We start from the raw sequence: 21,121 nt of genomic DNA, 5'->3' as shown, positions 1-21,121 counted from the left end.
CGGACCACTACCACTCCGATGGCGACGTGTTCCAGGTGGGCGGGGCAACCCTGAAGGCAATCCACACGCCCGGCCACTCGCCCGGGTCCACCTGCTTCCACCTGGAAAGCGAGGGGACGGTCTTCACCGGGGACACGCTGTTCAACGGCGGCCCAGGCGCCACCGGCCGGTCCTACAGCGACTACCCCACCATCCTGGCCTCCATCCGCGAACGGCTCCTGACCCTCCCGGCCGACACCGTGGTCCGCACCGGCCACGGCGGGAACACCACCATCGCCGCCGAGCAGGAAACGCTGAACACATTGGCGTAGTGCCTGGAAGTCGTGTTGCCACAGCGGCCACGACGGCAAACCTGTCAGGAGCTGTACCCGCCGAGGTCTTCGCCGAACGACAACGCCATCGTTCCGCTGCGCTTCAACGCGTCTACCACCACGGCAGGCTCGATGGCCTGCGCCCGCGTGGCCCACTCAGCCCCTTTTAGATAGGTAGAAAGTGCTGCGCGGCTTGGAAATACGGCATCGACAACAAGCTGGAAGTCACCGGCGAGGACCGCGGCATACCGTACTGACGAAGAAGGAAGCATTTCCGCTTCCACACGGTCCAGTTCTGGAAACGGCACCTTGACCCACAGCAGAACCTCCACCGGCAAACCGAGCAGCGCAGGCTCGAAGACCGCACGGATGAACAATGTGCCCTCGCGCCGCATCCGCTCCACCCTGCGCTGGGCGGTCTGCACTGAGAGCCCAGTGATACGCGCCAGTTCCTCATAACTGGCGCGGCCATCGCGTTCCAGTGCCCGGAGAATCTGCCGGTCCTCTTTGCCCAATTGCTCCACGTGCTCCAGGGCGGTGGGAGCCTCCGAGTACCGGGTTCCGCCCATCGCCTCAATCTCCGCCGGCGTCAGGACGCCGGGATTCCACTGATGCATGGTCCTGGGATAGCTGAGGACCGGATACGTGGCGGCCGACCTCACCCCCGGGATGCTCCCTATGTCCCGGATGAGCAGCTCTGCAAACTTGGAAGCAGGGCTGGAAAACTCCGCCGCACAATCCGCCGAACCGGTGAGGATGTAGGTGTACAAAGTCTCCGGCCGTCGCGCGAGGGCCGCAGCGGCTATTCCTGCTGAGCCCGGATTGCAGGCAACCTTCAACACAAACTGTTCCAGATGCTTGAAGCGGCTCGGATTCGGCAACGCGCGTATCCGCACCCGCCCGTCCCGGAGGAGCTCGGAGCCCCTCCGCGCCACCGTCCGTTCGGCCTCCCCCAATGCTGCGGCCACTTTCGCCCACGAGGCGCGCCCGTCTACCTGGAGGGCGCCGACAATCCGCTGGTCCAGCTCATCCAGCACATCCATTTCCCGCTCCCTTTTACGACTTCTTTGTCACCTCCAACTCTAGACTTTCCGCCAGACTTTTGGCTGATTCTTCCACATATCCAGAAATCATTGTCGGAAACACGTGACCCAGCACACGATTGTTGACGAAGTCGATACTTAGTGAAGGAAAAGCAATGACAGGCACAGTCGCAATGACGCGTCAGGGAGCAGTTCGCGGGGTCACAAACGATGGCACCATCAGCTGGCGCGGGATACGGTACGCCGCTCCCCCGACCGGAGCCCTGCGGTGGCAGGCTCCCCAGCCGGCAGGGCCGTGGGAGGGCATTCTGGACGTGACCACGTTTCCAACGCGTGCCCCGCAGGTGCTCGCGGCCGAGCTCGTGCCGCCTGGCGGGGCAACGCCGTCGGACGATGACTCGCCCATGGGTGAGGACTGCCTCTTCCTCAACATCACCGCACCGACGCAGTCGGCAGACTCGCCCTGTCCGGTTCTGGTCTGGTTCCACGGCGGCGGATACACCTGGGGATCAGGAGCCAACTTTATCGGCGACGGGACAGCCCTCGCCCTCGAAGGCACCATCGTGGTCACCGTCAACTACAGGCTGGGAGCCCTCGGCTTCCTCAAGCTGGACCACCTCCTCGGCGAGCAGTACGCCTCGTCGGCGAACGCAGGCCTACTGGACCAGATCGCTGCACTGAAATGGGTCCGGGACAACGTGGCCGCATTCGGGGGAGACCCTTCACGCATCACCATCGCCGGTGTTTCCGCCGGGGCCAAGAGCGTGGTCAATCTGATGGCCTCGCCAATGGCCGAGGGCCTGTTCCACCGCGGAATCATTCAAAGTGGCGGCGAGCACCTCAACACCCCCGACACCGCAGAGCAGGTCACCGCTGCACTGCTTCGCACCCTCGGCCTTAGCCCTGCGGATGCCACGGAGCTCCTAACGATGCCCGTTGAGACAATCCTCGCCGCACAGCAGGAGATTGCCGCCGGCGTCAGGGCAACCTGGGTCTGGCGCCCAACCGTAGACGGACTCATTCTTCCCGAGGCCCCGGTCCACGCCTTCGCCAAGGGCCGCGCCAGGGGGATCAACATCATGGCCGGCGTGACAGCCAACGAGGCCGGAAGCTACGACCTCGCCGACCCGTGTGCATCGCAACAGTCACCACGCGTCCTACAGGAGATCTTCGGGGACGAAGCAGAACAAGTGCTGGACATTTACCGGAGCGCCTTCCCAGAGGCGGACGAGCGCCGCCTACACTGCGCCGTGCTGGCCGACGAACGGTACGGCATCCCCACCATTCGGCTGCTCGACAGCCAGTCCGAACACGCGTCCTGCTGGCGTTACCGCTTCGATGCTCCAAGCCCCGGCGCCCCCAAGGAGAAGTGGGGGTTCCATGGCGCCGACGTTCCCTTCGTCTGGGACATCGGACTCGAAGCGGCAGAACCGGCGTTACAGACTCTGGCATCAGGAATCCGGCAGGCGTGGACAACCTTCATCCACCACGGAAAACCCGAAAGCCACGACCTGCCCTTCTGGCCGGAATACCGGCGAACAGAACGGTGGACAATGTTGCTGGACACCACCCCAACAGTGGTCCCGGACCCCCGGCAGCAACAACGGCAGGCATGGGAATCGGCAGAGTGGCAGCCCGACACCTGGTGGACATTCCCCGCCCTGCATCCAGCACACAACACAACCCACTGACGAGCGAAAGAGTCCGTACAATGACGTACACCCACAACACAGCTTCAGAAGGCACCGGGGACCTGCCAACCACCCTCTACAAGAAACTCGCCTGGCGAATCCTGCCCCTGGCCTCCATCTGTTACGCCGTGGCCATCATCGACCGGGTCAATATCGGCTTCGCAAAGCTCGAAATGAGTGCCGACATCGGTCTCTCGGCAGCTGCCTACGGGCTCGGCGCCGGGATCTTCTTCCTCGCCTATATCTTCTTTGAAGTGCCCAGCAACATGATCCTCGAACGCGTCGGCGCAAAAATGTGGATCGCCCGCATCATGGTCACCTGGGGCGTTGTCACCATCGCTACCGGCTTCGTCCAAAACACTGAACAGTTCTACATTGCCCGGATCTTCCTCGGTATCGCAGAGGCCGGCTTCTACCCAGGCATGGTCTACTTCCTATCCCAGTGGTTCCCACGCAAACGCCTCGCCCAGGCCCTGGCACTGCTGGTTATCGCAGGACCCATCGGCAGCATGTTCGTCGGCCCCCTCTCCGGCTGGGTCATGTCCAGCCTGGGGGGACTCGCAGGTATCGCAGGCTGGCAATGGCTCTTCGTGATCCAGGGCATTCCGGCAGCCCTCCTTGGCATTATCTTCTTCTTTGCCGTCGCCAGCACACCGAAGGACGCCGCGTGGCTCACCAATGAGGAAAAGACCGCCATTGCGGCAAGCCTCGGCCCGGCCGGCGCGCGTGAGAAAGCAACAACGCAGTTCAAGAAGGCCATCACCAACAGGCGGGTCTGGCTCCTCGGCGTCATCCTGGCAGCCAACTACATAGGCATCTACGCCGTCGTCTTCTGGATACCAACCATCATCAAGAACACCGGCGTAACGGATGTAATGACGATCGGCTATCTGTCCTCCGTCCCGTTCGCAGTCGCTGTCGTGGCGACCATCGCCCTTGGCATCTACTGCGACCGCAGCCAGGCCCACCGGCGGGTACTGGTCACGGGCATGGTACTGGCCGCACTGGGACTGGTCGCCAGTGTGGCCACCGGCGATCAACTGGTCCCCACCCTCATCGGAATATCCCTCGCAAGTGCACTCTTTACCGCCACCGGCCCCATTATTTGGGCGGTCACCAACCTCCAACTCAAGGGCATGACGGCGGCCGCCGCAGGCATCGCGTTGATCAACACCGTGGGCTCCATAGGGTCCTTCCTTGGCCCTTACGTCATGGGGCTCGGTCAGGACTGGACCGGCAATGTCATCGTCCCCCTCTTGTTCATCGCAGGCGTCGCGGTAGCCGGGGCACTCGCTGCCCTTGCCATCCCCCGCACCCCAACGAATCAGGAAAACATCGAAGAAGGGCATGACAGCGGCCTGAAAACGGCACCCCCAGGGAAAGCAGGAGCGGCGTCGTGAGCACCCTCTCCGAAACAGTCCGAACCGTGATGGCGGCCTACAACAACGGAGACGCGGAACCCCTGATCGCCACTTTCCACGACGACGTTCAATACAACATCGTCGATCTCGACAAGACATACCAAGGTCTGGAGGAAGTTAGCGCCTTGGCCCGCGAAGGGGCCGGACAAACCCGGTTTCACCTGCACGATGTCGCTTCAAGTGGGCCACTCATCGCCTTCACCTACGACCACCACAACCCTCTAGCCGGCATGAGCTACCAAGGGCCAGGACTGGCCGTCCAAAAGTACGATGCCCAAGGGCGGCTGCTCGCACAGTGGGCCTATAGAGCCTAAAGACCGAACAAGGGACGACGGCGGGATTCCCGCCGTCGTCCCTTGTTTTCCTGACCGCTGTAGTACAAGGACAATATGAGCCGATCCACAGCCCAGGGTGTGGACAATGCGACACTCTTCCTTTTGGGCAGTGACGCCCTGTTGAGGCTGACGGATTCTTCAATATCGGCTCCTGACTGAAAGCCAAGTAAGCCGCGCCTTTACGAGGCACTTCTCCGTCACCTGAGTGAGTCGAATGGTGCAGTCATGGCGTAGTCCAGTTGTACGTGAGAAATTGACGGGGGCTCCATGGATCAAATGACTGCAGAACCCGGTGTTCGCGCTTCGGCAGCAGGTTGCTACTCTGAGCCTGGAGCCCCTTATGGCTAAGGAGAGGCGTTCTTTGTGGATTTGAACCTTATCCGGGTGTTTGCGGCGGTTATCGAAGAAGGCTCAGTGACGGGAGCCGCCGAGCGGCTGAAGATTTCCCAACCATCCGTTACTCAGGGGCTAAACAGGCTTAGCCGGTTCACGGGCGCGCCACTGTTCCGGCGGGAAGGGCGCGGAATCGCTCCTACCCGCTCGGCACTGCAGCTATACGAGGAGATTGGCACGCTACCGAAGCTTGCCGATGCGGCAGTTAACAGACTCACGAGCTTTGACCCCACTACGGCACAGACCACGTTTCGAATCGCTCTGACTGACCTGGGGCAAGCGGTCTTCCTTCCGGCACTGGTATCCGGTCTTGCTGCAGCAGCCCCACACTGCAGCCTCGATGTAGCCAACCTCAATACAGAAACGGCAGGTCAGGACCTTGCCTCGGGCCAACTGGACCTTGCCGTTTCGTCAAACTTGCTTGCAGAGTCGCTGTTCACCTCGGTGATCCGTTGGGATCGATACGTCTGTGTTTCCCGCCCCAACCGATTCACCGGTGAGAAGCCAACGTTCGAGGAACTGACTGTATTTCCGCGAATCGTTGTGCGCGGGACAACAGGGCATGCCCTTATGCAGTCACTATTGCCGCCGCCGGTACCAGGTTCTGTGTATCTTTCAGGCTTTTCAGCGATTCCTGGCATCCTTTCCGCCTCGGACTTGGTCGCTTTCGTTCCGGAGGTTGTCACGCCTGACTGGATCAGTCGATGGGGCCTTGAGGTCAGGGCTTTGCCCAGCGACGAGTTCGCTGCCCCAGTCCGTGCGCATGCAGCGCTGGACAGGTCTTCATCGGCGACATCCTGGTTTGTCGACTGGGCGATCAAAAGAATGCAGGCCTCCTGACAGGAACTTAGGTCCGGAGACCGCGTCGCAAACCCATAGGTACCACCTATGAATACATGCCTGAATCTTTATTAGACCTGGGTGATTGATGTCACTTAGCCTTTCTAGTGAGGCCCGGGACCGAAACTCGGACTAGGCGAAGAGGCGGCATGTTATGCGTTGGCCTCCTGCAGATCCCGAGTCCCAATTACTGCTGGGGCTTCGCAACACATTGAAAGAGGACGCCGGTGACCCGCAAGAAGACTGTTTTGGAATCCAGCCTGGACGTTTTCCGTGCCCATGGCATGACAACCGTCTTCGGGAACCCCGGGTCAAATGAGCTCCCCTTTCTGGCGGGCCTCAACGAAGACTTCGATTTTGTCCTTGGCCTGCACGAGCAGGTGGTTGTCGGCATGGCGGAGGGCTATGCCCGGGCTACCGGCCGTCCAGCCTTGGTCAATCTTCACGCGGCTTCGGGGTCCGGCAATGCCATGGGCGCCCTGACGAACGCTCGATACGGGCACACGCCGATGGTCATCCTCGCGGGTCAGCAGGTGCGGCGAACTGTGGGCCAGGAGACGATGCTTGCCAGCGCGGATGCCGCCATGCTGCCGGCACCGCTTGTGAAGTACTCGCACGAGCCCCTCTCCCCTGCTGACGTACCGCGGACGTTGGCTCAGGCCATTTTTGAGACGTCCACCCAGCCCTGCGGGCCGGTGTACGTCTCAGTCCCGCTCGACGACTGGGCCGAGACAGCCCTTGAAGACGATGTCCTGCTGAACACCCGTTCCGTCTCGTCGGCAGGGGGCCTCACACCAGGACTAACCCAGGAACTCCTCTCCCTCGTGGATGGGGCAAAGAATCTCGCCCTCGTCGTTGGTCCCCAAGTAGACGCAGCTGCGGTCCTTGACGCCGGTGTTTTCGACGACGTTATCTCCCTCGCGGAGAAGACCGACGCTTCCGTTTACGTCGCCCCTTCCCCCTCGCGCTGTCCTTTCCCCACTACGCACCCCAACTTTGCCGGTGTCCTGGTTCCGGGCATCTGTTCCGTGCGGGAGCGCCTGGCGGATCACGATGTGGTTCTTGTTCTGGGCGCGGCGGTCTTCCGGTACCACCGTTGGGAGCCGGGACACTACCTCACTGCCGGAACACAGGTGGTCCAACTCACCCAGGACCCCCGTGAAGCAACGCGTGCGCCGTACGGCCGCGCGATCGTCGCTGACGTAGCCGAGGCGGCCAGGACTCTCTCCGAGAGCGTCAAGGACCGCGGCCGGCGGCGGGGACCGCGCGGTACCCGCGTCCTTCCACCTGCCAAAACCTCGCCGGATGGTATGACCGGCACTGAGGTCCTCGAAGTACTAAACGCCAACGCCCGCACCGACGTTGCGTACGTCAATGAGACGACAACTCTCGACCTCGAATACCTTGAGCGCATCGCCATCGACCGCCCGGGCATGTACCACTTTCCCGCCTCAGGCGGTCTCGGCTTCGGCCTCCCCGCAGCAGTAGGCATGGCATTGGGTGATCCCTCAAAGACCGTCGTGGCCACGGTGGGCGATGGTTCGGCCAACTACGGAATCACCGCCCTGTACACCGCCGCTCAACGCCAGACCCGCACGGTCTTCGTCATCGTCAACAACTCCAGCTACGGGGCCTTGGCCGCCTTCGCACAACGCATGGGCGTACCCGATGTGCCGGGCCTTCAACTTGGCAGGATCGACTTTGTCGCCATCGCCGAAGGCTACGGCGTTCCAGCAATCAGAAGTGAAACCCGGGAAGAGTTCGTACTGGCGTACAAGGAAGCCCTGGAAGGAACGGGCCCGTTCCTCATCGATACGCGAATCACTGCTGACTGAGTATCTAAACCGCCACACCCTACCGCGCCCGTGCCCACTTCCCTGGGCTCGGCTGCGACGGACCCCCGCGGGGCCCTCTCCACCCTTTCACCGCCTGCTGCAGTCCATTCGGGCTGCCATCGGGCATCTATACCTCCCAACCCCAGGTAAGGAATCGCAATGACGCACTCCACCCCCGGCTCCCTCATGGCAGGAGCACCGCTGACCAAATTCCACATGATCCTGCTTCTGTGCTGTTCGTTCATCATGTTCTTCGATGGCTACGACCTGATCGTTTACGGCTCCGTACTCCCGACCCTGATGAAGGAGTGGAACCTCGGGCCGGACCAGGCAGGATGGCTTGGAAGCGCCGCCCTGATGGGCATGATGTGTGGGGCCCTCGTTCTGGGTTCCCTTGCCGACCGGGTCGGACGACGCCCGATCATCGTCCACGGAACCCTCCTGTTCTCCCTCGCAGCGATCGCTACAGGCTTTGCCCCTAACCCGGACGTCTTCTGGGCCTTGCGTTTCATCACTGGCATCTTCCTGGGAGGCGTCATCCCCAACGTCGTTTCCCTTATGAATGAACTTTCCCCTGCCGCTAAACGGCACACCCTGACCACGATCATGTTGAGCATCTACTCGGTCGGATCGATCATCGCCACCCTTGTTGCAATGTGGATCCTCCCTCTGCTCGGCTGGAGGGCAGTGTTCTTTGTCAGCGGCATCTCCCTGCTAATCCTTCCCCTGATCTACCGTCACATGCCCGAATCCATGGCGTTCCTCATGAACCGCGGCCGTGCCGCTGAGGCCCGCAAGCTGCTGAACCGGTCAGCCCCGTCCGTTGATGCGTCCTCGGCTGACTGGTCACTGCCTGCAGCCAAAGAGCGGGAATCCGTATCTCCAGCGGCACTTTTCCGGGCCGGACGCGCACTCGGTACGCCCATGATCTGGGTCGCCTTCGGCATGTGCATGCTCATGGTTTACGGCCTGAACACCTGGCTTCCGAAAATCATGATCGCCAGCGGCTTCGACCTCGGCTCGAGCCTGCAGTTCCTGGTCGTTCTCAACATCGGGGCCACCGCCGGCGCCCTCGCCGGGGGCTGGCTCGGTGACCGGTTCGGCAACAAGAAAGTGCTGGTGGCATTCTTCGCCCTCGCAGCCATCTCCCTTCTCCTCCTCGGCATGCACCCCTCCCCCGTCCTGCTCAACGCCTTGCTCTTCTTGGCTGGAGCCACCACGGTCGGCACCCTGGCAGTTGTGCATGCCTTTGGCGCCGATTTCTACCCGGCCGCCATCCGGTCCACGGGTGTCAGCTGGTGCTCGGCCGTGGGACGTTTGGGAGCAATCGCAGGGCCGGTACTTGGAGGAAGCCTGCTGGCGATGAATCTTCCACCGGAGCAGAACTTCTTCATCTTTGCCGCCCCTGGGATCGTCGCCATCATTGCCGTCCTCCTTGTCTTCACAACGCGGACCTCCCACAAAAAAGATGCGTCGCAGCCGGGTCCGGTAGCAGCCGCGACCCACGCAGGCACCAACTAGAGACAAAACCAAACAATCCAATCAGGAGTGAAAGATGACTGTAGAAATCGAGCGCGAAACCCCCAATCAAACTTCATGGATCACCGGGAACCAGTTCATCGGTGGTCAGTGGCGCGCTGGCAACTCCCCGTCGGTGTTGAAGGTGTCCAACCCATTCAGCGGCGAACAACTGCTCGAGCTTCGGCAAGCAGACACCAGCGACCTGGACGACGCCTTCAGCAGCGCGGAAGCAGCAGGCAAAGCGTGGGCAGCCACCAGCCCCGCCGCCCGTCAAAAGGTCATGCTGAAAGCGGCACAGATAATGGAAACCCGCCGCGAGGAAATCATCTCCTGGCTCATAGCCGAATCCGGCAGCACTGTCCTCAAGGCAAATATCGAGCTCGGTGCGGCCATCGGCATCACCATCGAATCAGCTTCCTTCCCGCACCGGGTCCAGGGGCGCATCCTTGAGTCAAACACCGCCGGCAAAGAAAACCGGGTTTACCGCCGGCCGCTGGGAGTCGTCGGCGTCATCAGCCCCTGGAACTTTCCACTGCACCTCACGCAGCGGTCCATCGCCCCCGCCTTGGCCTTGGGCAACGCCGTCGTCATCAAGCCAGCCAGCGACACCCCGGTCACCGGCGGGCTCGTACTGGCGAAAGTCTTCGAAGAAGCAGGCCTGCCGGCAGGGGTCCTTAACGTCGTCATCGGGGCAGGATCAGAAATCGGTGATGCATTCGTAGAACATCCGGTTCCGTCCTTCATCTCGTTCACGGGTTCCACCCCGGTGGGACAGAACGTGGCACGCCTGGCATCCAGCAGCGAACATCTCAAGCACGTGGCGCTGGAACTTGGTGGCAACAGCCCCTTCGTGGTGCTTGCAGACGCAGACATTGACCAGGCGGTCAGGGCCGCGGCGATGGGCAAGTTCCTGCACCAGGGACAGATCTGCATGGCGATCAACAGGATCATTGTCGATGATGCAGTCCATGATGAATTCGTGGAGAAGTTCGCTGCCCGTGTGCGTAACCTGCCCGTGGGCAACCCGGCTGATCCAGCCACCATCATCGGGCCAGTAATCAACAGCAAACAGCTTCAGGGGCTGCAGGAAAAGATCCGGCTCGCCCAAGAGCAGGGTGCCCGCACGGTACTCGACGGGCAGGTGAACGGAAACGTCCTGCCCCCGCACATCTTCGCGGACGTTAATCCCGACATGGAGATAGCCCGTGAGGAAATCTTCGGACCGCTGGTAGGCATCCTCCGGGCCCGGGACGAACACCATGCGCTCCAACTGGCCAACGACAGCAGCTTCGGGCTTTCGAGCGCGGTCTTCACCGGAAGTCCCGAACGTGGAGTTGCCTTCGCAAAGGGCATCAAAGCCGGCATGACACACATCAACGACATCCCCGTCAACGACGAACCACACGTTGCCTTCGGCGGAGAGAAGAGCTCCGGGCTCGGCCGCTTCAACGGCGAGTGGGCGATCCAGGAATTCACCACAGACCACTGGGTCAGTGTCCAGAGCAGCCCCCGCCAGTACCCGTTCTAACACCGACAGGACCATACCAATGACCATTGGAATTCTCGGCGCAGGGGCAATGGGCCAGTTGTTTGGTGCCCGGTTGCAGCTTGCCGGCAACGATGTTGTGTTCATCGATGCTTCAGCGACGACCATCGAAGCCTTGAACCGTCACGGGATTAGCCTGACCACCGACGGACAGGCCGAACATGCACCAGCCAGGGCAGGCACGGCGCAGGACTTTGCCGAACCCCTTGAGCTGGTGGTGGTGTTCACCAAAGGGTTCCACAGCGCTGCGGCCATCGAATCCATCCGGCATCTCATCGATGAGCGGAGCATGGGGCTGACCCTGCAGAACGGGCTTGGCAACGCAGAAATCCTGGCGAAGGAATTTGGTGCGGAGAGAACGTGGATCGGGATCACGGACTTTCCGGCTGATCTGGAACGGCCGGGCTTTCTCAGCACAAGCTCCGGCGGGAAGGTCCGTCTCGGGCCGCTCACCGGCGGCCTGGAACGGGAAACGGATGATCTGGCGGCCAGGCTCAACACGGCGCGCCTGAATGCCACGTCCGATCCGGCCATCCATCAGGCCATCTGGGAGAAAATCGCCTTCAATGCCGCTTTGAACACGCTCAGTGCCGTGACCGGCCAAACTGTAGGGGAAATCGGTTCAAGTCCGGAAGCCCGTCGCATTGTTGATCGGGTCTTGGATGAAACCACCGCGGTCGCCCGGACCAAGGGAGTCACACTGCAGCGGGACCGCGTAGAGTCAGCTCTTGAGAATGCTTTCACCCGTCATAAGGACCATAAGACGTCCATGCTGCAGGACCGGGAAGCCGGACGACGCACCGAAATCGACTACATCGGCGGCGCTGTAGTGCGCCTCGGACAGGAGGCGGGCGTCCCCACACCCGTGCTTTGGACGCTATCGAAACTAGTCCTGTCAGCTGTATCGTAAATCGGATTCCCCGGAAATCGGGCGTCTGAGGGCGTTACCAAATAATAGAACGGTCTTCCTGCCCGCTGGACAGGAAGACCGTTCTGTTTTGCCTGTGTGGTGCGACCGGATGGGATGGATTCCGAGTCAGCAGACCGTGTAGCTAGTGGGCGTCCAGGTCCGAGGAAAGGAGCGCAGCCAGTTCGTCCGCAACCCTGCCTGCATCCTCGCCTGCTACGTCGATGACGACTTCGTCCCCGTGGGCTATGCCCAGGGTGATGATGGAGAGGAGGCTGTGGCCGTCCACGGTCTGGCCGTTGGTACTCAGGGATACGTCATGAGCGGAGTCTGCTGCTGCCCTGGCGAAAACCGCAGCCGGGCGCGCGTGCAGGCCTGCGGTGGACGCTATCGTTGCTGTTCGTTGTGTCATGGAGGTGCCTTTCGTGATGGCGAGGGTGTGCCGCGCCATTTTTATCCGTTTGATGCCCTGGCGATGTGCAAGGCGAGGAAAGCCACTTCCTCGTTGGGCAAGTCTGTGTGGTACTTCTGAGCGACAAAGGTCCGCACCCGTTCGGCTGCGGAGACTGCCTTCGGATAACGCTCGCTGAGACTGTTGAACAGGAAATCGTCATCGCTGGTAAGCAGTCGGGAGGCGAAGAACCGCTCAGCCATGTACTGAAGGTGGGTTATAAAGCGGGACGTATGGAGGTCCTGACGGTCCAGGCTCACCCCTGATACGTTCGACACGATGGTCGAAACCGCCCTGATGAGCTCGACGACCCGCATCGAATCAAGTCCGGCTTTGCCCCGTTCGGCGTTGGCTATGTGAAACGCGATGTTGGCCGCTTCGTCGTCAGGAAGGTTGAAACCGCCCTGTTGATTCATCGTCTCAACCGCGCGGGATCCCACGGCGTATTGCGTCGGATAAACGTTCCGGACCTCCCAGGCGAGCCGGTTGACAACGAAAAGTCCGCGTCTTTGGCGCTCCACGGCGAAGTGGAGGTGGTCTGTGAGCGACAGGTAGATGTGTTCGTCCAGTTCGAGGCCTTCGGCCTTCGCGTCGGCAACAATAGCCCGGGTGAACTCGGCGAACTCGCCAGGGACCTGTCCAAGCAATTCAACGAAGTTTCGATGGTTGGCATCGTCAAGGGACACAAAGACCCGGTCGACACCCGTCCCGTCCACCCAGGTGCCTGCCTTTTGGCCGTAACCAATTCCCTTGCCGAGCAGAACATGCTCAACTCCCTGTTCGTCTTCGACGAGCAGGACGCTGGAGTTGAGCACCTTTGTGATGATCTGCATGTGTTTGTCTCCGTTGACGATGCCAAGAACTTCGAAGCAGTGCTAGCTCAAGTCGGCCCCGTTGGATGCGATGACCTTTTGATACCAGAAGAACGAGTCCTTCCTGTATCTCTTACCACTTCCGCGGCCGAGATCGTCCTGGTCAACGTAGATGAAACCGTAGCGCTTTGATATCTGTGAGCTTGATGAACTGATCAGGTCGATGGGCGCCCAGCTTACGTATCCCATGAGGTCCACCCCTTCCTCTATGGCCTGGATCATTTGCTGGAAGTGTGCCCGGAAGTACTCGATCCGGTACGGGTCGTGGATCCTGCCGTCCTCCGTGAGTTCATCACGCATTCCCAAACCGTTCTCGACGATGAACAGGGGTTTTGCGTAGCGGTCGTAGAGGTCGATCAGCGCGATCCTTAGTCCGATCGGGTCGATTTGCCACCCCCACTCGGTGGATCCCAGGAAGGGGTTCTTCACGCCGAGCACGGTGTTTCCGGGCGTGCGCTCCGCGTTGGGGTCTGCCGACTCGGTCATGGAGTTGTAGTAGCTGAACGATATGAAGTCGATGGTATTTTCGGCCAACAACTCCACATCACCATCCTCAAAAGGAATCTTCACACCCCGCAATTCGAGGGCACGAAGTGCCAGACGGGGGTAGCCGCCGCCTGCCTGGACATCGGAGCAGAGGTAAAGGAGCCGTTCCTTGGCTTGGGTCGCCGCCACGTCTTCCGGCCGGCAGGTATTGGGGTAGGTCACAAGCATGGTCAGCATGCAGCCCATCTGGGCATCAGGTGAGATCTCCCGCAGCAGTCTGGTCACCGACGCAGCGGCGATGAACTGATGGTGCAGAGCCGTGTAACAGGCCTGATCCAGGCTGCCTTCAACGGTCTGGTCAATGATGCCGCCCGACGTGAACGGGTGCCGTGTTATGCCGTCGATCTCATTGAAGGTGAGCCAGAGCTTGACCAGGTGTCCAAACTCTGTGAAGCAGGTCCGGGCAAAGCGCTCGAAAAGTTCGATCGTCCGGCGCTCAACCCAGCAGTTGTTTTTCAGAGCCAGTGCCAGCGGGGGATCATAATGCGAGAGAGTCACCAGAGGCTCGATGTTCAGGCGCCGCATTTCAGTGAACAATGCCTTGTAGTAAGCGACGCCTTCGGCCAGCGGTTCAACCTCTTCGCCCGTTGGGAAGAGCCGGGTCCAGGAAATAGAAACCCGCAGCGTGGTGAAGCCCATTTCCGCGAATAATGCCAGGTCGCCGGGGTACCGGTGATAGAAATCTATGCCGCGCCGTTTGGGATACATCTGGTCGTTCTGGTCGGCCAGCGCCGCGTTGATGCCTTCCACCGTCACCTGATGGTGAACGGCGTAGTCCTTGGGATCCGCGTGAGGTTTGTAGGTTGCGACGTCGCAGACAGCCGGACCGCGGCCCCCCTCGCGCCAGGCGCCCTCTACCTGGTTTGCTGCCAGGGCGCCGCCCCATCGGAAAGTTTCAGGCAGTGGCATCGATCTTCTCCTTGATTTTTTCGTTGACGACCAGAAGCAGGTCTCCGGCCGCAATGGCGTGTGGTTCGACGGGGCTGACATCGAAGCGGGCAGAGTTGACTATGACCACGGGAGTAGTGGTGTCATAACCCGCATTCGTGATTGCGGCGAGGTCTGCTTCGAGCAGTAGTTGCCCGGCTTCGACCCTCTCACGGACTGACACGTGGGTAACGAACGCGCTGCCGCCAAGACGAACTGTGTCGATACCGACGTGGATAAGTACCTCGACACCGTCATCACCGCGAATGCCGATTGCGTGCTTCGAATCCAGAAGGGCCGTCACCACCCCTGAGATGGGAGAGCGAACCTCACCGTTAGTGGGCCGGATGGCCAGTCCCTCTCCCAGCACGCCCGTTGCGAAGACCGGATCGGACACCTCCGAGAGCGCGATGGCCTCCCCCGTGAGCGGGCTGAGGATGCGGGCTCCCTCAGGCGTCTCAACTTTCACGTCGCCGAACTGGCGGACGGTTGCGGACACATCGTCACGCCACAGGATAGCTGCCGTCACGAAGGACACCCCGACGGCCACCAGCAGTCCAATGACCGCATGCAGAAGGTTCTGGGGGTTGTCGGCGTCGATAAAGGATGTGATGCTCGCGAGCCCTGGCCCAACCGCGACGAAACCGGCCACGTGCATTATGCCCATGTAGGCTCCGGCTGACACCGCCCCTGCGACAACGGCGATGAAAGCCCTGCGGTTCTGAAGAGTGACGCCGTAAAGGGCCGGTTCAGTGATACCGAAAAGTGCCGAGATTCCGCCAGACAGAGCGGTGGCACGCAGCGCGGGACTCTTGGTGCGGACGGCAACGCCAAGGGCGGCGCCGGCCTCGCTGAGGTTGTGGGCCAGGGAGGCGGGCTGGTAAAGCGATTCCCGTCCGGTCGCGGCGATCGTTGCGATGGTCGGAGGAATAAAGGCTTTGTGCATCCCAACGGAGATGATCAGGGGCAGCACGCCTGCCAGCAGTGCGACGGCGACCCAACCCAGTGAGCCGTGCAGCCCGGTCATAGCACCGGTGAGGAGCGTTCCGAGCCAGAATCCAAGCGGCCCGAGCAGGAAGATCATCGCTGGTGCAACGATGACGATGCACATCATCGGTACGAAGAAGATCCGGATGGGAGCCCACGCCAGCTTAGTGAAGAGCGGCTCTATGACGGCGAGCAGCAGGACCGTGAGGATGGCGGGAAATACCTGGGCGGTGTAAGCCACAACCGGTACGGGAAGGCCGAAGAGTGCGGCGCCGCCCTCCTTGGTGGCCAATGCAGTGAAGGCGGGGTAGACCATCACGCCCACGAGACCGATGGCAAGAGGTATGTTGACTTTCAGTTTCCTGGCGCTGGTATACGCCACCAGCAGGGGAATGAACCCGAAGACCGCATCGGGAATGACGGCCAGCAGTTTGTAGCTATCGCTCTTAGCGTCCAGCCACCCCAGGGCAGATGCCAGAACGAGCAACGATTTGAAGATACCGGACCCCGCAATGGCCGGAATGATGGGGGTGAATACGCTGACCACAAAGTCCATGACGGTACCGCCCAGGGACTTCCAGCTGTATGGGGCCCTTTGAGATGGAGAAGTTGGCTGGCCGCCCGGTCCTCGAAGCGCCTCTATCGCCGCAAAGGTGTCAACAACCCGGTCGCCGACAACGACTTGGGTTTGGGACGACCCCTTGACGACGCCAAGGACGCCCGGAATCGCCTTGAGTGCAGCCACATCGGCCTTGCTGTCGTCGGCGAGGCTAAAGCGTAGGCGCGTTGAGCAGTGGTGCAGGTTCGTGATGTTCGCGTCGCCGCCGACATGCTCCAAAATCGCTTTCGCGTTCTCCTGGGTTGTCATGGGTCCTCCTTTGGATTCCAAGTCCATGCGCGTACGCACCGATGCGTTTCCTCGTCGTTCAGGCACAAAAAAAGGACCCAACGTACCGCTTTTTGAAAAGCGTTACATTGGATCCTGCCTGCACTACCAGTCACATGTCCGACCACCAGAGTAGCGCCTGTCACTAACTCACGCAATAGCCCCCATGGAGCGCGAACACTGTAGCACGATGTGGCTGAGCAGTATCAGGTGAAGTACACACCCAGCCTGACGGCAGAAATCGGTGCCAAAAGCGTCAGCTTAGGCCCCAATACGTAACCTTCGGCGATAAATGGCGGCGTTTTCACGACGCTACCTGACGCATGAGGTGGTTCTACAAGAGGAATGGCTTACGCCCTCGGCGGTGGAGCGGTGGCCAGTAGCGCACATGGATATACAGCTCCGGCAGTGAATCCTGCTAGTTAGCCCCGCTGACCGCGCCGGCAGTGATGTGGCCGCCTAATGCCACCCAGAGGTAGCGGATTGACCTTTCTACGCCTTGCCGGTCGACGCCGGCCAGGAGCTGCAGCACCAGTCCATCCAGTGCCGCGAAGGCAGCCTGGGCCGCACCCTCCTCCTGACCGAATCCGATTCGACGTAAACCCTCTGCGAACGCGGCAACGTAGCGTGCGTACAACTGTTGCACGGCCTCGGCGAGTTCGGGCCTTCGCCGTGATTCCAGGATCATCTCGTACTGGAAGATTTGCAGGTCGGGATTTTCGGCGATCAGCGCGAGGATGCTTTCGCAAAACTCTTCTTCCGTCGCGGGGAGTTCTTCCAGTTGCGACAGTCCGATGGATTGCTGCACCGACCAATCGAGGGCTGCCTTGATCAGCGCGTCCCGAGTGCCGAAGTGGTGGGCCACCAGGGTGTTGTTGACCCCCGCTTGCTCCGCCACGGCGCGGAAGGTCAGGCCTCTCAGGCCCTTGCGCGCCACGACGTGCACTGTCGCAACCAGCAGCGCCTCCCGGCCTGTGCCATACCCCTTGTGCCTATCCCCGTTCATGGCTTGATTCTATCGTTCTCCGAGCGTCTATTGACGTCGACACTCAGCAGGTGCTTAGATGTGATGGAGCGCACAACTAAGCGGGCGCTTAGTAATTATTCTTTCTCTCGAGGAGACAACGATGTCCACTTCCCAGACCACCACCGGCTTCACCGTCCACGACGCCTTTGATCCGCAGAAGTACGAGCCGTTCATCCTGGGCCAGGTCCAGTGGGTCCGCAGCCCGGGCGACGGGGACCGGCCTGCGCTCTCTGCCGGTTTCTGGCACGTCACTACTGAAGAGGCTCCGGAGCCTTTCGATCTTCTGATCGAGGCCGACGAGACTCTCCACATTCTTGAGGGCCACCTCCACATTGAAGTTGAAGGCGGAGAAAGCTTCGACCTTCGTCCCGGCTGCGCGGCTTCCTTCAATAAGGGCACCCAGACCCGATGGACCGTCATTGAAGACACCACCGAGTTCTTTGTCTACTCCTGATCAACAGCCGCCAGCTGATCAATTCCCAGAATCGTTTTGAAAGCAAAAGAGCCGAACGTGACTAACACCAACCCAACCGCGGAGCAAGCGGACGTCATCATCATCGGTGCCGGCTTCGCTGGTCTCACCGCCGCCCGCGAGCTCCGCCAGGCCGGGCACTCCGTCGTTGTCCTCGAAGCACGGGACAGGATCGGAGGGCGCACCTGGCTGGACGAGCAACTGGGCCGTCCCTTAGAGATGGGCGGGACATGGGTGCACTGGACCCAGCCCTATGTCTGGTCCGAGATGAAGCGTTACGGGCTGGGTACCGTACAAAGCCCGGTCCCTGAGACGGCCTACTGGTGGGCCGGCGGTGAGCGCCACGAGGGCACCCCGGAGCAGTTGCTGGGCGATATCGACGAACCGAACCGGAAACTCATGAACGAGTCCCGAACCTACTTCCCGCAGCCGTTCAGCCCGTTCATCAGCCCGGACATCAAAAGTATTGATAATGTCTCGCTGCCCGAGAAATTCACCGAACTCGGACTCTCGCCCTACACCCGCGACATCCTGGAATCGTTCTGGGCACTGAACTTCAACGGCCCCGTTGACCACGCAGCCTTCACCCAGGCCCTGCGGTGGGTGGCGCTGACCAACGGCGACTGGATGGTCAACTTCGAAGCCTGCGCGACGTTCAAGATCCAAGGCGGCACCGGCAAACTGATCAACAGCATCGCCGAGGGCACTGACGTACGGCTCGGAACGACGGTCGCCGCAGTCGAGTACGCCGGCGACAAGGCGTCCGTTATCACCAGCACCGGCGACACCTTCGAGGCAGGACACGCGATCTGCACCGTGCCCCTCGGCGCTCTGGGAACCATCGGTTTCCAGCCCGCACTGCCGGCTCCGGAGCAGCAGGCCATCACCGAGGGCCAGGTCTCCAAAGGCATTAAGGCCTGGATCACCGTCAAGGGCGAGGTCAAGCCCTTCGTTGCCCTCGGGGCCGCGGACTGGCCCCTGAACTACGCTCAGGCGGAATACGACCAGGATGGCAACACCATCCTGGTGGCCTTCGGCCCCGACACCGCCCGCCTCGATGCGACCGACCTCCAGCAGGTCCAGGCCGCCGTCGACCTCCTTGTGCCGGACCTTGAGGTCCTGGACGTCGCCAGCCACGACTGGACCAGCGATCCCCTCTCGGGACAGACCTGGCCTATGCACCGCACGGGATTCCTCACCGAATCCCTCCCCAGTTTCCAGCAGCCACACGGGCCCCTGCTGTTCGCAGGTTCCGATTACGCCAACGGCTGGGGTGGCTTCATCGACGGAGCCATTGAAAGCGGAATGGAAGCAGCACACACTATCAACCAGCGTCGCGCCTAAGCCTGCACGGCTACCCCAAAGAATCCTCAAAGAAGGTTGACATCCACCATGTCAAAGACAGAAACATCCACGGGTTCAACCGCGGCAACGACGCCGGGCACCGACCTGAAAAAGGGCTCCATCGGAGTCCTCGGCATCCTTTTCTTCGTCCTCTCCGCCCAAGCACCACTGACCGGAATCGCGGGGGCATCCGGCCTCACGGTGTTCCTCGGCAACGGGGCCGGGGCTCCCGGGGCCTACCTCACGGTCGGCGTCGTCATCATCATCTTCGCCGTCGGATTCATCGCCATGAGCCGCAGGATCCGCGCCAACGGCGCCTTCTACGCTTACGTCGGGGCAGGTTTGGGCCGGCATACAGGTGCCGGCGCCGCCTGGCTGGCGCTGCTGGCCTACGGCACCGTCCAGGCCTGCATGTACGGGCTCTACGGCGCCAGTCTCAGCGCCCTCGTCGCGACCTACACGGGAGTGACCATACCGTGGTGGCTGCTGGTGCTGGTCACCATGGGCGCCGTGCAGCTCCTGGGTTCAAGGAACGTTGAACTCGGAGCCAAATTCCTGGCCTTCCTCGTGGGCGCCGAAGTTGCCATCCTGCTCGCCTTCGGCATCAGCGTGCTGGCCTCAGGAGGAGGACCCGAAGGAATCAGCCTTTCCGCCAGCTTCTCACCGGCCGCGATCGCAGCAGGGGCACCGGGGGTGGCCATCATGTTCGCCGTAGCGTCCATGTTCGGCTTCGAATCAACCGCGATCTACTCCGACGAGGCGAAAGATCCACGGCGCACCGTTGCCCGGGCCACCTACCTCTCGGTCAGTGTCATTGCCATCTTCTTCGCCTTCATCACCTGGATGCTCGTCTCCTACTACGGCCCGACAGCCGTACAGGGAGCCGCCGGCGCAGCGGTCGAATCCGGCGACGCCACCTCGTTCTTCTTCGCAGCAGCCGTCGACAAACTCGGTGCCTGGGCCGGCCCGGTCGGGGGCGCCTTCCTCATCACCTCGGTCCTGGCGGGCATCATCGCCTTCCACAACGCCATCAACCGCTACCTCCACTCCCTGGCCCAACGCGGCTCCGTCCCAGCCCGCCTGGCCCGGACCAACTCCCACGGCGCACCCTACGCCGCCGCGTACGTTCAGACCGCGATGGCCCTGGTGATGACAATCCCGTTCGCGATCCTGGGGCTGGACCCGGTCCTGACCCTTTTCGCCTGGTTCGCCGGCGTCGCGGTTGTTGCGTTGCTGGTCCTCTATGTCCTGGCATCGGTGGCCGTCGTCGTCTTCTTCCGCCGCCACGGCGGGCAGGGGATCTGGCAGACACTTATCGCCCCGATCCTGGCCGTAATCCTGATGACCGCGGTGCTCTGGTCGGTGGTCAGCAACTTCACCACCCTCATTGGCGGTGACGCCGTCACAGCCAACTGGCTGCTCGTGATGGTCCCGGTCGCCTTCATTGCCGGCATGGCCCTGGAGCGCCGCAACCGAAGCGAACACACCATCGAATTCACCGACACCGCCGTCACAGCCGAACCCGCTGCGACTAGAGCACGATTCGTCCCGCCAGCTCCAAGCAACTGAATACCCAGATAAGAGGGATCTAATGAACACCACACCCGTCCTGACCGAGGGCTCCGTTGCTGCCCGGACCATCTTCAATCCCGCCACCGGTGAACCCGTCGGAGACGCCCCGGTGCATACGGTCGCGGACCTGCAGCACGCCATCGACGTGGCAGTCGCCGCCCAGCCCGGCTGGGCCGAGCTCGGCCACGAGGCAC

At 61.5% G+C, this 21,121-nt stretch carries 18 protein-coding genes; 12 read left to right on the top strand and 6 right to left on the bottom strand.

Features of this window, described 5'->3' with window-relative positions:
* The coding region (locus tag ASG79_RS11960) for an MBL fold metallo-hydrolase (protein WP_156400200.1) at positions 1-311 on the top strand (311 nt) is incomplete at its 5' end.
* 44 nt (positions 312-355) lie between these two features.
* On the opposite strand, the gene ASG79_RS11955 is transcribed toward ASG79_RS11960, so the two are convergent.
* Positions 356-1,354, bottom strand: coding sequence for an Lrp/AsnC family transcriptional regulator (locus ASG79_RS11955; protein WP_056391290.1), 999 nt, complete (start codon positions 1,352-1,354; stop codon positions 356-358).
* A gap of 155 nt (positions 1,355-1,509) precedes the next feature.
* Between ASG79_RS11955 and ASG79_RS11950 the strand changes: the two genes are divergently transcribed.
* The 8 genes from ASG79_RS11950 (at position 1,510) to ASG79_RS11915 (ending at position 11,846) form a co-directional block, all read left to right on the top strand.
* A complete protein-coding gene (locus ASG79_RS11950; protein WP_056391287.1) occupies positions 1,510-3,045 on the top strand; it encodes a carboxylesterase/lipase family protein in 1,536 nt (511 codons plus the stop codon).
* Positions 3,046-3,065: 20 nt separating this feature from the next.
* Positions 3,066-4,445 carry an MFS transporter gene (locus ASG79_RS11945; RefSeq protein ID WP_056391283.1) on the top strand — a complete coding sequence of 460 codons (1,380 nt, stop codon included), beginning with the start codon at positions 3,066-3,068 and terminating at the stop codon, positions 4,443-4,445.
* Positions 4,442-4,780, top strand: coding sequence for a nuclear transport factor 2 family protein (locus ASG79_RS11940; protein ID WP_056391280.1), 339 nt, complete (start codon positions 4,442-4,444; stop codon positions 4,778-4,780). The genes ASG79_RS11945 and ASG79_RS11940 overlap by 4 nt, the downstream gene beginning before the upstream one ends.
* A 384-nt stretch (positions 4,781-5,164) precedes the next feature.
* Entirely contained in the window at positions 5,165-6,034 is an 870-nt protein-coding gene (locus ASG79_RS11935) for a LysR family transcriptional regulator (RefSeq protein ID WP_056391277.1), read from the top strand.
* A gap of 227 nt (positions 6,035-6,261) precedes the next feature.
* Positions 6,262-7,869, top strand: coding sequence for a benzoylformate decarboxylase (mdlC, locus tag ASG79_RS11930; RefSeq protein ID WP_082581739.1), 1,608 nt, complete (start codon positions 6,262-6,264; stop codon positions 7,867-7,869).
* 159 nt (positions 7,870-8,028) lie between these two features.
* Complete coding sequence (locus tag ASG79_RS11925) at positions 8,029-9,390, top strand: MFS transporter (RefSeq protein ID WP_056391274.1); 1,362 nt, start codon at positions 8,029-8,031, stop codon at positions 9,388-9,390.
* A gap of 34 nt (positions 9,391-9,424) precedes the next feature.
* Complete coding sequence (locus ASG79_RS11920) at positions 9,425-10,918, top strand: aldehyde dehydrogenase family protein (protein WP_082581738.1); 1,494 nt, start codon at positions 9,425-9,427, stop codon at positions 10,916-10,918.
* Between the two features lie 19 nt (positions 10,919-10,937).
* Positions 10,938-11,846 (top strand): ketopantoate reductase family protein, encoded by a 909-nt coding sequence (locus ASG79_RS11915; protein WP_056391271.1) that lies wholly within the window; start codon positions 10,938-10,940, stop codon positions 11,844-11,846.
* 142 nt (positions 11,847-11,988) lie between these two features.
* Here ASG79_RS11915 and ASG79_RS11910 read toward each other — a convergent pair whose 3' ends face one another.
* The 5 genes from ASG79_RS11910 to ASG79_RS11890 form a co-directional block, all read right to left on the bottom strand.
* Positions 11,989-12,255 (bottom strand): HPr family phosphocarrier protein, encoded by a 267-nt coding sequence (locus ASG79_RS11910; protein WP_056391300.1) that lies wholly within the window; start codon positions 12,253-12,255, stop codon positions 11,989-11,991.
* A gap of 41 nt (positions 12,256-12,296) precedes the next feature.
* The gene (locus ASG79_RS11905) at positions 12,297-13,127 is read right to left on the bottom strand and encodes a PRD domain-containing protein (RefSeq protein ID WP_056391268.1); all 831 of its coding nucleotides are present in this window, start codon (positions 13,125-13,127) and stop codon (positions 12,297-12,299) included.
* A 42-nt stretch (positions 13,128-13,169) separates the two neighbouring features.
* Complete coding sequence (locus tag ASG79_RS11900; RefSeq protein ID WP_056391262.1) at positions 13,170-14,621, bottom strand: glycoside hydrolase family 1 protein; 1,452 nt, start codon at positions 14,619-14,621, stop codon at positions 13,170-13,172.
* A complete protein-coding gene (locus tag ASG79_RS11895) occupies positions 14,608-16,494 on the bottom strand; it encodes a beta-glucoside-specific PTS transporter subunit IIABC (protein ID WP_056391259.1) in 1,887 nt (628 codons plus the stop codon). The genes ASG79_RS11900 and ASG79_RS11895 overlap by 14 nt, the downstream gene beginning before the upstream one ends.
* A 436-nt stretch (positions 16,495-16,930) precedes the next feature.
* Positions 16,931-17,518, bottom strand: coding sequence for a TetR/AcrR family transcriptional regulator (locus ASG79_RS11890; protein ID WP_082581737.1), 588 nt, complete (start codon positions 17,516-17,518; stop codon positions 16,931-16,933).
* Positions 17,519-17,639: 121 nt separating this feature from the next.
* Here ASG79_RS11890 and ASG79_RS11885 point away from each other — a divergent pair, with 121 nt between their 5' ends.
* From ASG79_RS11885 to ASG79_RS11875, 3 genes are read left to right on the top strand one after another with little or no spacing between them, the layout of a single operon-like run.
* Positions 17,640-17,993, top strand: coding sequence for a cupin domain-containing protein (locus ASG79_RS11885; protein ID WP_056391255.1), 354 nt, complete (start codon positions 17,640-17,642; stop codon positions 17,991-17,993).
* Positions 17,994-18,050: 57 nt separating this feature from the next.
* The gene (locus ASG79_RS11880; protein ID WP_056391252.1) at positions 18,051-19,355 is read left to right on the top strand and encodes a flavin monoamine oxidase family protein; all 1,305 of its coding nucleotides are present in this window, start codon (positions 18,051-18,053) and stop codon (positions 19,353-19,355) included.
* A 48-nt stretch (positions 19,356-19,403) separates the two neighbouring features.
* A complete protein-coding gene (locus ASG79_RS11875; RefSeq protein ID WP_056391249.1) occupies positions 19,404-20,924 on the top strand; it encodes an APC family permease in 1,521 nt (506 codons plus the stop codon).
* Positions 20,925-21,121: the final 197 nt, after the last annotated feature.

It is taken from the genome of Arthrobacter sp. Soil761 (assembly GCF_001428325.1).
Taxonomy (GTDB): domain Bacteria; phylum Actinomycetota; class Actinomycetes; order Actinomycetales; family Micrococcaceae; genus Arthrobacter.
Note: the sequence above shows the minus strand (reverse complement) of the source record. Positions and strands in the feature narration are given on the sequence as shown.

Excerpts from the sequence above, each read along its gene's own strand:
- ASG79_RS11885 (WP_056391255.1), top strand. The coding sequence starts at position 17,640 with ATGTCCACTTCCCAGACCACCACCGGCTTCACCGTCCACGACGCCTTT.
- ASG79_RS11950 (WP_056391287.1), top strand. The coding sequence starts at position 1,510 with ATGACAGGCACAGTCGCAATGACGCGTCAGGGAGCAGTTCGCGGGGTC.
- ASG79_RS11955 (WP_056391290.1), bottom strand. The coding sequence starts at position 1,354 with ATGGATGTGCTGGATGAGCTGGACCAGCGGATTGTCGGCGCCCTCCAG.
- ASG79_RS11895 (WP_056391259.1), bottom strand. The coding sequence starts at position 16,494 with ATGACAACCCAGGAGAACGCGAAAGCGATTTTGGAGCATGTCGGCGGC.
- ASG79_RS11890 (WP_082581737.1), bottom strand. The coding sequence starts at position 17,518 with ATGAACGGGGATAGGCACAAGGGGTATGGCACAGGCCGGGAGGCGCTG.
- ASG79_RS11905 (WP_056391268.1), bottom strand. The coding sequence starts at position 13,127 with ATGCAGATCATCACAAAGGTGCTCAACTCCAGCGTCCTGCTCGTCGAA.
- ASG79_RS11925 (WP_056391274.1), top strand. The coding sequence starts at position 8,029 with ATGACGCACTCCACCCCCGGCTCCCTCATGGCAGGAGCACCGCTGACC.
- ASG79_RS11875 (WP_056391249.1), top strand. The coding sequence starts at position 19,404 with ATGTCAAAGACAGAAACATCCACGGGTTCAACCGCGGCAACGACGCCG.
- ASG79_RS11900 (WP_056391262.1), bottom strand. The coding sequence starts at position 14,621 with ATGCCACTGCCTGAAACTTTCCGATGGGGCGGCGCCCTGGCAGCAAAC.
- ASG79_RS11920 (WP_082581738.1), top strand. The coding sequence starts at position 9,425 with ATGACTGTAGAAATCGAGCGCGAAACCCCCAATCAAACTTCATGGATC.
- ASG79_RS11910 (WP_056391300.1), bottom strand. The coding sequence starts at position 12,255 with ATGACACAACGAACAGCAACGATAGCGTCCACCGCAGGCCTGCACGCG.
- ASG79_RS11915 (WP_056391271.1), top strand. The coding sequence starts at position 10,938 with ATGACCATTGGAATTCTCGGCGCAGGGGCAATGGGCCAGTTGTTTGGT.
- ASG79_RS11945 (WP_056391283.1), top strand. The coding sequence starts at position 3,066 with ATGACGTACACCCACAACACAGCTTCAGAAGGCACCGGGGACCTGCCA.